The sequence below is a fragment of the Rhizobium sp. 862_C5_N1_2 genome, from assembly GCF_051811205.1.
Lineage (GTDB): Bacteria > Pseudomonadota > Alphaproteobacteria > Rhizobiales > Rhizobiaceae > Rhizobium > Rhizobium leguminosarum.
This window is the reverse complement of the sequence record NZ_JBPWPT010000005.1, coordinates 228,419-240,689: the sequence shown is the minus strand read 5'-3', so window position 1 is coordinate 240,689 and position 12,271 is coordinate 228,419. Positions and strand designations below refer to the sequence as shown.

Sequence of the window (12,271 nt, the reverse complement as noted above, 5' to 3'; positions counted from 1 at the left end):
ATTTGCATCGCAGCGACGGAAACTTGCGGCTGGCGTGTCAGGTTCCGAACATAAACAGGCTTATCGCAAACTCGGACTTTGGGCGCGAGAATGCCTTAAAAAGCCTGCTTTTTAGCCTGACCCTTGATTCAGAAAAAGCGCGAGCAGCTCGTTCTGCTGGCGGACGGATGGTCAGCGGTCCAATCCTTTGCTCAGGAAAGCATCGCCTCGAACATGGCACCGGCCTTTCTTGCTGAGTCGAACAATTTGCCGATCCTGGTGGTCGCTCTCGATGCGTTGGCAGGTGTTTGTGCAATTCAATGCGCCGGCTGCGCCGTCAGAGGGCGGCTTTAGGGGCTTGTACGCACAGCCTTGTCCAGAATGTCCAGACCACGTTGAAGCGTCTGCCCGTCAATAGTCAACGGAGGAAGAAATTTGACCACTTGGTCCTCCGTGCCGCATCGTTCTATCACAAGTCCGTCTTCGAAGGCCTGGCGGACAATTTTCTCGGACAGTTTGCCCGTACTGCAGTCAAGCCCCATCATCATGCCCCTTCCACGTACGGAAAGGTAAGAATCTCGGTTGCTTTGAGCGATTTGCCGAAGGCGCTCGCTCAGGATGCGTCCTGTTTCGACAACAGCTTAGACAGGTTTTCATTTGTCCAGTATTTTCGCAAAGCGGCAGTGCCCGTCACGAGTGCGAGATTGTTGCCTCTGAAAGTCCCGCTGTGCTCGCCCGGTCGCCACACGTCCAGTCGGGTTTGAACAGCAAAAGGGACAGAGGTAGTCCACAGCCACTGAGGGACTTTGACAAAAGAACGATGTCTGGAGATATATTCGCAAACTCAAAACTGAAAAAATCGCCGGTTCGGCCGCAGCCCGCCTGAATGTCATCAACAATCAGGAGGATGCCGTTCTTTTTGCAAAGCCGATCGAGCGACTGCAGCCAGTCTTTGCTGGCAGGATTTATACCCCCTTCCCTTGGATGGTTTCTAAAATGATGGCTGCCGGCATGTCAATACCACTGCTAGCATCCGCGAGCACCCTTTCCAGATATTCTGAAGTGTCTTTGTCAGCTCCCCAATACCCGTCGTAGGGCATGAACACTGCGCCGCCAGCAGGAAGACCTGCTGCATCTCGGCAGTATCGATTGCCAGTTACTGCGAGCGCGCCTAAGCTCACGCCATGATAGCCGTTGGTGAATGAAATTATACTGTGCCGTCCAGTGGCCTTGCGCGCGAGTTTCAAAGCAGCTTCGACGGCATTGGCGCCCGTAGGACCGGCAAACTGAAATTTGTATGTCAGACGACGCGGGCGCCATTTTATCTCGTCAAAATACTCCATAAACTCTCGTTTCGCTGACGTGGCCATGTCCAAGCGTGGATAATCCGATTTGATTTCAAGTATTCCACGGCATCGTCTGGAGCAAATCCTGTTCAATCCGGATCATATCCAGCAGCCTTGAAGTAATTGGCGCATTCTGCGGGGGTGAAGCGGGGTATCAAGGCGCCGACTGCGTCCCACAGGGCGTCAATCTTACGCTCCGCCCGGCCTCGCAGCATCGCCTTCAGTTTGGAGAAGGCGTTATCGATCGGATTGAAGTCTGGGCTGTAAGGAGGCAGGAACATGAGCGTGGCGCCGACACGTTCGATGGCGTCGCGTACACCGGCTGTCTTGTGAGCCGGTAGGTTGTCCATGACCACCACGTCGCCGATCTCCAGGGTAGGCACCAACACCTGTTCGACGTAAGCCAGGAAGACGTTACCGTTCATGGCGCCATCGTAGACAAACGGCGCGGTCATCCCGGTGAGGCGCAACGCTCCGGTAAAGGTCGTTGTTTTCCAATGGCCATGTGGCACGCCAGCTCGGCAACGCTCACCTCGAAGTGCACGTCCGCGTAGCCGTGCCATCTTGGTCGAAAGGCCGGGGTGAGTAGGCCGGAGGGATTTCACCTGCCGGCCTCTCGCAGAACGGTGCGTGAACCTCTCGATTACACCGCTCCCATCAGGTAAACGTGTTCGTTCCGGACGCCTGCCAGTGTACGAAGAGGTCCCGTCTATCTCGGGCAAGTTGCCGCAGGAACTGCGAAGCCCGAGTTTTGTGGAACCGAAAGCGCTTGTACTTTCGCATGATCCAGGCCTTGAGCTTCCGATTGACATAGTCAGCCAGGAAGAACAGGGCCGAACCACTGAACCGCCCATAATAGGCAATCCATCCCCGGAGGAGCGGATTGATCTGTTTGGCAATTTCAGCCAGCGTCCCGGGCGTTTGCCGCGGAATGTTCAAGCTCTTGATCGTGGCCCGCATCGATTTTAGCGCCGCCGGACTGGCCGCTGGGGTATAGCCACAGAAGAACTCATTCCGCTGTGAAGTCGCCACCTGTCGCGGCCTGAACTGGTATCCAAGGAAGTCAAATTTGAACGTCGGATACATTTCCCGGCGCCGATTATCTTTGCCGTAGACGATATGGGTCTTAGTCGGATGCATCTGAAGTCCGCATTCTGCCAGCCGCGCTTGGAGCTCGACCATGAGGGCCTCTGCTTCCTGCTCGGTCCGGCAGTGCACCAGACCATCGTCTGCATACCGACACCATGGTAGATCCGGATGCGTCCGGGTCATCCAGACGTCAAACGCGTAATGCACGAAGAGGATTCGATAGGATCGGGCTGACCACGCCCCCTTGCGGGTGAACCGCTCCCAAACGTTGGACCACCGGATGCTATAGTTTTCCGGCTTTACTCAGGGAGGCGGGCTGGTTGCGCACCCTGAATTCACCAACGAGATCGGCACCTTGTTGCCGATCGCACCATGAGGTCTTTCCTCATTGTAGTATCTACGCCAATCCTCCATCTTTTCGCGGGCATCCGCAAGGGTCAGGAACCAATGCTGGTTCAGGCATTCTGCACGGAAGCGGCCATTGAACGCTTCGATGAAAGCATTATCAGTTGGCTTGCCGGGGCGTGAGAAGTCCAACGTCACGCCCTTGGAATAGGCCCACAGGTCCAAGTCGCGCGACACGAACTCCGTCCCTTGGTCGACACGGATCGTTTTCGGATAGCCGGCTTTTTGGCACACCCGTTCAAGGGTTTGCACAACGTCTTCGCCTTTATAGCTATGACGTGGATCAAGCACCGGCACGTAGCGCGAGAAGGTGTCGACCACCGTCAGCACGCGCAGTTTCTTACCCGTTGCGAGTTGGTCGTGAACGAAGTCCATCGCCCAGACGTCGTTGGGTCCGACGGCCATGTGCCGATCCTCGCGAAGCTTGGCTTTTACCCTCCGCTTCGGTGTCTTGTTCCGCAACTGTAGCCCCAAGTCCCCGTAAATGCGGTAAGTTCACTTGATGTTGGTGCCCCAACCCTCGCGTTCCAACAGCACATGCACGCGGCGATAGCCGTACCGCACACGGATCTCGCAGATCTCGCGAATACGACGTTCCAAACCGGCCTGATCAGCACGGCGAGAGGTATAGTGGTGAGTTGATCGATCGAAGTTCAACGCTCCACAAGCACGCCGGATCGAGATCGCCCAATCGCGGCACATGCCTTTCACCATCTCCCGCTTCCGAGCAGGCCTCAGAGCTTTCGGCGGATGACATCCTGCAACATCTCGCGGTCCAGCGTTAGATCCGCGACGATCTTCTTCAGGCGCGAATTCTCTTCCTCGAGCTGCTTCAACCATTTCATCTCCGGTGGCAGCATGCCCGCGTATTTTTTCTTCCAGTTGAAATAAGTCGCCTGGCTGATCCCCGCCTTCCTGCAGATTTCAGCAACCGACACGCCTTCATCACCTTGCTTCAGAATGAACGCCTTCTGAGCGTCCGAAAACTGCGATGCTTTCATCGTCTTCTGGTCCTTTCCCAGCCAGGAAAATGCACCGGAAAACTCTAACCAAAATTGGTCCAGTTTGAAGGGTTCAGATCAATCGAAAGCGCAACCGCATGGGCGCAAATCGCTTCAATCAGAATGCTCACAAGGCGCATCGCAAGATATTGGATATACGAATGAACTTTTGAATCGGGCTCTCAGGTTCTTCGAGCAGCTCTACCGGATCGAAAGGCAGACGCGAGGCGAAAAGCCCGACGCCGGTGAAACGACAGGTGACTGCATTCGCCGATTCCGCCAACAGCACAGCTTGCCTGTCCTCAACGCCCTGAAGACGTGGCTCGACAACATCGCGCCAAAGATCGTGCCGGATACCAAGCTCGGCGATGCCGTCTCCTCACCCTGAACCAATGGGATTACCTGACACGCTACATCAGCGATGGCAGGATGCCGATCGACAACAACATTTTGGAGCGCGAGATCAGAGTTTTTGCCACCGGCAGAAAATCGTGGCTGTTCAGTGATACCTCCGACGGTGCCAAGGCCAGCGCCGTGATCTACAGTCTCATGCTGACCTGCCGTGCCTGCGGATCGACCCGCTCGCCTGGCTGCGCCACACTGCTCACAGAGTTGCCGCAACGGGGCAAAGCGGCCGAAATCGACGACCTGCTGCCGTTCAACTTCTCCAAGACTATTAAGGCCGGATAGAACCGGATCTCGCTACCAATGCGCGAACGTCATCGGTCTTGCCGCCGTCAATGCGCATCGAAAATCGCGCTTACGACTATGCCGCTGCAAGCGCTAGGTCGAATATTGACCATATTTCGGATTCGACAAACCCGACAGTAGGTGTCGGTTTCCAGCCGTTTTTGCTATCAATTGCCACGAACTCCCATGCACCGGCGATTGGAGTATCCGGCCAGGAAACGGCACCCAGGACACCTTCGAGCGGAATTCACACGCGCCATACCACCCGCGCCCCGCATTGTAGCATGTCCGGCGACGTCACAAACGCGACAACAGCACTTACGCCATATTGTTTTTAGAACGTCGGGCTACTTTGGCACGGTGCATGCATGATTGTGAGCAAACCGCATTACCGAGCGAGGAGAAGTCGTCCTGTGATAACACCCATCTACAATACTGTCCCGGCCACTCCCAGGTCGCTCATCCCGATCTGGAAGATACGATTGCTGAGCGGAATCTGCAGGTTGATCAATCCACGATCAACCGCTGCATTGTTCCCGTCTCTACTCACCTGCTGGAGCTGTTCAACGGATGCAACGGCCCCACCGGAAACTGGCATATTGACAAGAACTACATCAAAGTCCGGTCCAATCCGATTGATGCTGACTTGAAAGCATGGTGTCGGCGGCAATCAGTGCGTCGCGTAGCACACTGCTCTTCGTGGCCAAAATTCATATTCGCGACAGAACCACAAATGGAGCGGCCGGTCGAAGGCACATCTGAAGGGTCTACGATGTCGAATGACGCTACTAGTCCGGGTTTCCTGCCACCGCCAATGGTACTGATCGCTGCGGCAGACGATAGCTTTCGCACGTTTTTGGAATACACCGTAAAAAGCAATGGCCTTGTGGTTGCAGGCGTGAGCGATGGCGAGGCGCTTGCGAAGCGCCTCCGGACAACGGCGCCGGATCTGCTGCTTCTTGAATCACGTATACCCGGTGTGGAGACGCAGACGCTCTGTGAACGCCTCCGCTTGGACCGCCGGACGCAGTCAATGTCGATTATCGCGCTTGCGGCCGAAGGTCACGAAGCAAGTCGGCAAGAAATGCTTGAGTCCGGTGCCGACCAGTATCTTTGCAGACCATTCTCGCCCGAGATACTCATGACAAGTATTGGCGCGATCTGGCAGGAAGCGAATCGGGATCCCGCCCTCAGCCCAAGAGAACTCTTGACCTTTCTCGATCTCGAACTGGATGCAAGCAGTTATCGCGTGCGGCGAAATGGACGTACGATTCATCTCGCTCCAATGGAGTTTCGACTGTTGCACCATCTCATGAAGGACCCACATAAGGTGTACTCCAGGGATGAACTGCGGGGCGCGGCTTGGCAACGCGCTGTTCATGTTGGCCCCCGCACCATCGATGTCCACATTGGCCGCTTGCGAGCGGCTCTCAATAAGGCGGGCGGACAGGATCTCATACGCACCGTATGGTCCGTCGGATACGCACTTTCCGATTAGGCACGCGAGGTATTTTGGCTACAGGTAGCTTCGTCGACCTGCCTCCCCCCGCGCCCTCAATTGTACCGATGTTGGAGCTGTTCCATACCATCAAATCAGCTGTGATGTGATTACTGTTCAATGCCGGGAAAGGATGACGAGCAAGCTCAATATTTGCTCATTCCTGCTTCTTACGCGTTGCCCCATGCGCCGGGGCTCCAAGTGTCTCGAGCGACGGTCCCATCCGCTTCGGCACCCCTCGACGGCGTCATTGCGTATTTTCCGGCGCATCCGTACCGATGAGCAACGAACTGTGAGCGGAGCGCTGCTTAGCCGCTCTCGGCGCAACTGGTTCGCCGTCCGTTCCGGGATACAATCGTTCATGGATCTCACGCGCCCGGGAAATCGCCAGCTTATGATCGTCTTCCAAATGGACGCGCAACGTTGAAGAATCGAGCTCTGTCACTGCGGTTCTTGAACCAACGGAGACCGAGCGGTTGCCTGTCAGCGCGACAATCCGAAGGGCAAAATCAACGTCGCTTAAAATGCAAATGCCGATCCCGCGGTTGTCCTCCGTACAGATTGCGCTGATGTCCTCCTGATCAAGAATCGCGCGGAGCTTGTTGCGTTCCGCAAGGCTGCCGCACGATAACACGGCTGCACCGCGAGCCAGTGTCACGGAAGGGGCATTCCCATGCTCTGTGACAATCGTGCCATTAACCACTCCGTCGCTGGTGAGCGATTTGCAAGCAATGGTGACCGAGTGCTTTTCGGCATACTCCACTGCCCTGTGGTGCAGTACTTTTGCGCCATATCTCGACATCCGTGCGATTGTCTCGTAGGCAATCTTTGGAATCAATCGCGCTCCCGGCACAAGATAAGGGTCTGCTGTATAGACACCCGGAACATCCGAGTATATTTCACAAAAGCGCTCTCCCAACATGGAGGCAATTACGATAGCTGTCAGATCAGAGCTATTTCTGCCGAGAAACGTTAACCTGCCCGACTGATCAATTGCCTGTCCGCCCGTGGCAATGACAATGTCATTTCCCCGTAACGCTGCAATAATTGAACTAGGATTTACGCTTTCTATCGAAGCGCGGCCGAAGTCTGAATTCGTACATATTCCAAGGGAATAACCGTTTAAAGACATGACGGGAATCCCTTGCCGGCTCACGGCGGCCTCCAACAGGCAGGCACTGAGCATCTCTCCGGTTGCGAGTGCCGCATCGAGGTTCGATGGTTTTACTTGCTTGTTGACGTCGAGCATGACTGATTTGAGGTTGTCGGTCGTTCCCGACATTGCGCTGACCACGGCAACGATTTTGTTTTCACCGGCTGCGAGTCGCTCGGCTAAATGCCGAGCGACTCGACCGAAGTCTTCAGGATGCCGAAAACTAGAGCCTCCGAATTTTAGAACCGTTGCGTACATGGTCCACCAATCACGTTGTTGGCGATTGCAAGCTTTGCGATGGGAAGTGCGTTAAGCGCCGCTCCAACTTGAAGATTATCTGCGACGATCCAGAGCCAGAGCCCGCACGGATTCTCGGGGTTTACTCTCACGCGCCCGACGTGAACAACCGTAGGATCTTCCAGAAAGCGCGGTGTGGGGTATCCTTCGTGGGTTCCGTCTGCATAGAGCCGGACATCGGACTCTATCGCCAGCAACTCATGAACCCGCTCCAGGGGAACGGGCTCGTGTAGCTCGAGATACACCGCCTCCGAATGGCCATTTACTACGGGAACCCGAACGCAGGTGGAGGTTAACCGCAGATGAGGCAGACCCAAGATTTTTCGAGACTCCTGAACGAGCTTACGCTCTTCTAAAGTCACGCCCTCCGAGGCGATCTCACCAACTTGCGGTATTACATTGAACGCAAGGGGAAAAGGGAAATGCTCCGCGGTTGGCGGCGCTCGTCCAACCAGTGCGGCTCTGGCCCCTTCCAATAGCTCGTCGATCCCTTTCAGGCCGCCCCCCGAAGCGGCCTGAAAGGTGGTCAAAATGATCTGATGGACATCGAATTCAGTGACCAATGGTCTAAGAGCGCGGACCAGCTGAATCGTAGAACAGTTTGGGTTTGCCACTATCCCCGAACGCGGGCGAGCCGCGAGCGCATTAGGACTAACTTGTGGTATGAGGAGTGGTACGTCCGGGTTCATTCGAAAGGCGTTCGAGTTGTCGATCACGAGGGCGCCCTGGGCTGCGAACAGAGGTCCATATTTGGCGCTTACCGCGCCCCCTGCGGAGAATAACGCGATATCGGCTTGGGTATCGTCGATTTCGTCGAGTGGCTCCACGATGCAGATTTCATCTCGAAACCTTGTTTGGCGACCGACCGAGGTGCGGGACGCTAGCAACCGCAAACGAGAGACCGGAAGCTGGCTCGAATCCAGCAACTTTATCAGTTCAGCCCCGACGGCCCCCGTGGCTCCAATGATAGAAATATCCAAGGCTCTCATGATACTCGACCTCCAGAGGGCAGTTCCGGGCAGCTCGCTGCCCGCGTGGCTATGTTCACTGCTCCTATGGAGGCTGTGTCAGGTTCCTGATTGGGTATGGTGGACGATCACCGCCCACACTCTATGTGATGATGGAATCATCAAAAACTACCAGGTTCGGTAGGGGCCGTATTGAATGCACCTGCTATGCATCACATGAAAAAACATTCAGCAAACCGTACTTTTTGTTGGAGGTGCCTGTCACTCAGACCGAGGTTGGCTCTAAACTGGAGATTTCCGAGACTCGCAAGAGCATCTTCGTGGAGCAGTACCACCGCATAGCGCGTGCGCTCGCCGCAACATCGCCTGGCGTCAGCCGTTGCGAAAGGCATAGCTGTAACCGTTGATCGCCGGAACGCCCCCCAAATGCGCATAGAGGACCTTCGATCCTTCTGGAAAAAAGCCCTTCTGCACGAGATCAACCATCCCTTGCATTGATTTGCCCTCGTAGACCGGATCGATGATCATGCCCTCCAGCTGCGCGCACAAGCGGATGGCCTCCTTCGTTTCCTCTGACGGAATGCCATAACTAGGATACGCATATCCCTCGAGCAGAAGCACGTCGTCGTCGTCGATTTCCTTGTCGAGGTCAACGAGCGTTGCAGTATGCCGAGCAATTTTTAGCACCTGCGCCTTGGCTTGGGCGGGGCTTGCGGAGGCATCGATCCCGATCACGTTGCGCTGTCGCCCGTCACTGGCGAACCCGACCACCATGCCGGCTTGCGTCGAACCCGTCACCGTGCAAACCACGATATAGTCGAAGGCAAATCCAAGCTGCTTCTCCTGTGCACGGACTTCCTCCGCGAAGCCGACGTAGCCGAGACCACCAAATGTGTGAACGGATGCCCCGGCTGGTATTGCATAGGGTCTACCTCCTCTTGACTTGACCTCGTCGAGTGCCTCTTCCCAACTGCCGCGGATGCCGATGTCAAAGCCCTCATCGACCAGCCGCACCTCTGCTCCCATGATACGGCTCAAGAGAATGTTACCGACTCGGTCGTAAACGGCATCTTCATGTGGTACCCAGCTCTCTTGGACAAGCACGCATTTCATGCCGATCTTGGCGGCGACCGCCGCGACCATCCGCGTGTGGTTGGACTGCACGCCGCCGATGGAGATAAGCGTATCGGCTTTCGACGCGATCGCAGCGGGGATGATGTATTCGAGCTTGCGAAGCTTGTTTCCGCCAAACGCGAGACCGGAGTTGCAGTCCTCGCGTTTGGCGTAGATTTCCATCTTTCCCCCTAGATGCTTGCCGAGGCGGTCGAGCTTCTCGATGGGCGTAAGTCCAAAGGTGAGCGGGTATCGTTCGAACTTTTTCAGCATGTTCTCTCCAGTGACTTACCTTGATCAGACTTCGACTATTCGCCGGCTACCCAGGGTTTTGATCTGACAGGTGGGAACAGTTTCCGCCGACGTTCCAGTTCTCGGATGAAGCCTCAACCGCCGCATCGGACCCGGCGGTAGGTGGAACCAATCATCCTCCGCCCGATAGGCCTCAAGATCGATCTGTACCGATTGTGCAGCCGGTCGCTGCGCAGATCAAGGAACCAGTGATCGTCCTGATGCGCGACGGAAGCGGTGATTTCGGCCTCATGAAAGGCTTTCGTCCTGCCCAAGGGGAAATAGAAAGCTTCCGCGATCAGCGCCTCGGTGTCGGGCGCTATGAGACGCGCTACCGTGACGTCATGCGACGGCGGGCCGAAGCGGAAGGCATAGGTGGTGTCGAAGAAGGCGCCGAGAGATCGGTGCAGGCGATCTTGCACTTGGCGCGGGCTTCGATCGAGAGGCCAAGCTTACCGCTCACCACTTTTTGACGGCCATCGCGCAGGCAGCGGACCTCGGGATCGAGGTCGAGCGTCACATTGCTCTCGTTGGCCACATGCAAATCGAGACCGTTGGTGCCTTCGTCGGTGAAAAGCACTTGCACGGGCCGAAAGGGGCGGCGCAGCGCATACCATGTTGGCTTCGGTTCTCCGGTCGAATCGATACGCCCCAGCCGGGCCAGGCAATAAATCCTACAGCGTCCAGACCAGAGCGCCGTTGCAGCCCGAACCCTGCCGCCGCCACTCGGCATAACACTCTTCCGCGACTTCGCCGGTGACCGCCTGCGACAGAGCAAGATAGAGATCAGGATCCTCCCGGAGCAGCCGATCCGACTCGAAACCATAGAGCTCGCAAGATAATGATCGCGCACATCCTCAAAATCCCAGGAGGCGCCACGATCGCGCGGCACACGCTCCTTCCATAGCGGGCTTTGGACTGGAGGAACCGAGAGATGCCGCGACAGCTCCGGGCCTGTGGTAATGCGCGAAACCCAAGCTTTCCGCCGCAAAGCGGACGTCAGCGCGGCGTGAGTCATCGAGAGGGCGCATATAGGCTCCGACGCCGACGGCATGGCGCCGCCGAAGGGCGAATTGGCGACATAGGGGATATCCGGCCGAAGCGATCGGGCAACCGCCGGTATGATCTCCTCGACGATGGGGCTCGGCCAGAGTCGCTCCGGCAGGCCGAGCATCGCCGCCTGCTGGTTTCGCTGCCGCCGCAAACGACGGCGAGTGATGGCGACAGTCGCGTGGCGGAAAGGAACTGCGCCACTTCCGCCTCGACATGGGCGTTCAAAGCCTTATCGTCTTTCGGATAGTCGAAATTGGCGAACATGAAATCCCGCCAGACCAGCAGGCCGAACTCATCGCAGAGGCGGAAGAACTCCGGCGTCTCCTAGGCCATAGTGCCGCCAATGCGGATCAGGTTCATACTGGCCTCCGCCGCCAGCCGCAGCCACGGTTCGGAATCGGCGCTACCGCCAGGTAGGCGCACGATATCGGCTGTGATCCAGACCGCGCCACGGCAGAAGATGCGTTCGCCGTTTACCATCAGGCCGAAATCCTGCCATCGGGGCCGCGATCGATCGCCAGCCGACGAAAGCCGGCGCGTCCGAGCGGATGCTCGACATCATCGATGATCAGCGTGACCTCATGGAGGTGCGGTCTTCCATGCGTGCGTGGCCACCATGGCGTCACACTAGGGATCTTCAGGATCGTCGTGCAGCGGCCGTGGCTATCCCGCTCGAAGGCCTGCTTGATCTCGCCGCAGCGAAGGGTGACCTCGCTGACATACCCTTCGATCGAAAGCGAGGCATAGAGCAGTCCCTCGCCATCCTCGAGCAGATCAGACCGCAGCGAAAGGTCGCGAACGATGGGCTTATGCGGATGCAGCAGCGATACCGGCCGCCAGGGTCCGACGGCCTGTCTTTCCGGGCACCAGCCAGGCATATGGCCGAGCAGGGTCGTGCGCACCAGCCGCAATCCCTGCGGCGTGATCATTTGCGGCCGCCAGCGGGCGCGCGGGCCGGGTTCGCCAAGGCCCGGCTCCAGCGCACGGAAGCACAATGCCAGTTCGTCGCCGCCATGAAGGTGAACGGCAAGATCATGGGTTTCGAACATGCTCTCGGAGACGAGAATTTTCTGGCCGTTCAGGAAGACTTCGCAGAGCGTTGCCAGACCTTCCAGCCGCAATACGGCATCGCCGGCATTAACATCGACCAACCGGCAGAGATACCAAGCGTCACGGTCGTTCAACGGATGCGGTTGTTCTCGGTCGAAAAGCCCGGCCTTTTCCAGCGCTTCCGCCACAGTGCCCGGCACAGGTGCCGGGATGAGACCAGCCGAAGGCGATAGATCCGAAGACGAAGCGCAGGCGCCCGCATCCGTCAGAACCAGATTCCAGCCATCGCTCTGCAGCGCGTCGCCGCTGATATCAGCCAAACGCCCTTGCATTGGATC

At 57.0% G+C, this 12,271-nt stretch carries 6 protein-coding genes and 6 pseudogenes; 3 read left to right on the top strand and 9 right to left on the bottom strand.

Annotation, left to right across the window (positions count from 1 at the left end):
* Positions 1 to 329: 329 nt before the first annotated feature.
* The 5 genes and pseudogenes from ACD590_RS36580 to ACD590_RS36560 all read right to left on the bottom strand — a co-directional run bounded on the left by ACD590_RS36580 (position 330) and on the right by ACD590_RS36560 (position 3,820).
* On the bottom strand, positions 330 to 575 hold the full coding sequence (locus tag ACD590_RS36580) for an aminotransferase class III-fold pyridoxal phosphate-dependent enzyme (protein WP_245424680.1): 246 nt from the start codon (positions 573 to 575) through the stop codon (positions 330 to 332).
* A 94-nt stretch (positions 576 to 669) separates the two neighbouring features.
* A pseudogene (locus ACD590_RS36575) lies at positions 670 to 1,322 on the bottom strand (aminotransferase class III-fold pyridoxal phosphate-dependent enzyme).
* A gap of 92 nt (positions 1,323 to 1,414) precedes the next feature.
* A pseudogene (locus ACD590_RS36570) lies at positions 1,415 to 1,903 on the bottom strand (IS630 family transposase); the annotation flags it as partial.
* Between the two features lie 79 nt (positions 1,904 to 1,982).
* The gene (locus ACD590_RS36565; protein ID WP_170961545.1) at positions 1,983 to 2,597 is read right to left on the bottom strand and encodes a group II intron maturase-specific domain-containing protein; all 615 of its coding nucleotides are present in this window, start codon (positions 2,595 to 2,597) and stop codon (positions 1,983 to 1,985) included.
* Positions 2,598 to 2,717: 120 nt separating this feature from the next.
* Positions 2,718 to 3,820 (bottom strand): annotated as a pseudogene (locus ACD590_RS36560) (IS3 family transposase).
* A gap of 75 nt (positions 3,821 to 3,895) precedes the next feature.
* Here ACD590_RS36560 and ACD590_RS36555 point away from each other — a divergent pair.
* The 3 genes and pseudogenes from ACD590_RS36555 to ACD590_RS36545 form a co-directional block, all read left to right on the top strand.
* Positions 3,896 to 3,985 (top strand): annotated as a pseudogene (locus ACD590_RS36555) (IS5/IS1182 family transposase); the annotation flags it as partial.
* 13 nt (positions 3,986 to 3,998) lie between these two features.
* Positions 3,999 to 4,510, top strand: a pseudogene (locus tag ACD590_RS36550) (IS66 family transposase); the annotation flags it as partial.
* Between the two features lie 364 nt (positions 4,511 to 4,874).
* Positions 4,875 to 6,008: a response regulator transcription factor gene (locus ACD590_RS36545; protein WP_239621050.1), complete on the top strand. Its 1,134-nt coding sequence runs from the start codon at positions 4,875 to 4,877 to the stop codon at positions 6,006 to 6,008.
* 247 nt (positions 6,009 to 6,255) lie between these two features.
* Here ACD590_RS36545 and ACD590_RS36540 read toward each other — a convergent pair whose 3' ends face one another.
* The 4 genes and pseudogenes from ACD590_RS36540 to ACD590_RS36525 all read right to left on the bottom strand — a co-directional run bounded on the left by ACD590_RS36540 (position 6,256) and on the right by ACD590_RS36525 (position 12,265).
* Positions 6,256 to 7,419 (bottom strand): amino acid kinase family protein, encoded by a 1,164-nt coding sequence (locus ACD590_RS36540; protein ID WP_096772143.1) that lies wholly within the window; start codon positions 7,417 to 7,419, stop codon positions 6,256 to 6,258.
* On the bottom strand, positions 7,401 to 8,447 hold the full coding sequence (locus tag ACD590_RS36535) for an aspartate-semialdehyde dehydrogenase (RefSeq protein WP_096772144.1): 1,047 nt from the start codon (positions 8,445 to 8,447) through the stop codon (positions 7,401 to 7,403). Before ACD590_RS36535 ends, ACD590_RS36540 begins: the two co-directional genes overlap by 19 nt.
* A gap of 351 nt (positions 8,448 to 8,798) precedes the next feature.
* The gene (locus tag ACD590_RS36530) at positions 8,799 to 9,812 is read right to left on the bottom strand and encodes a 1-aminocyclopropane-1-carboxylate deaminase (protein ID WP_096772145.1); all 1,014 of its coding nucleotides are present in this window, start codon (positions 9,810 to 9,812) and stop codon (positions 8,799 to 8,801) included.
* A 24-nt stretch (positions 9,813 to 9,836) separates the two neighbouring features.
* Positions 9,837 to 12,265: pseudogene (locus ACD590_RS36525) on the bottom strand (glycosyl hydrolase 2 galactose-binding domain-containing protein).
* Positions 12,266 to 12,271: the final 6 nt, after the last annotated feature.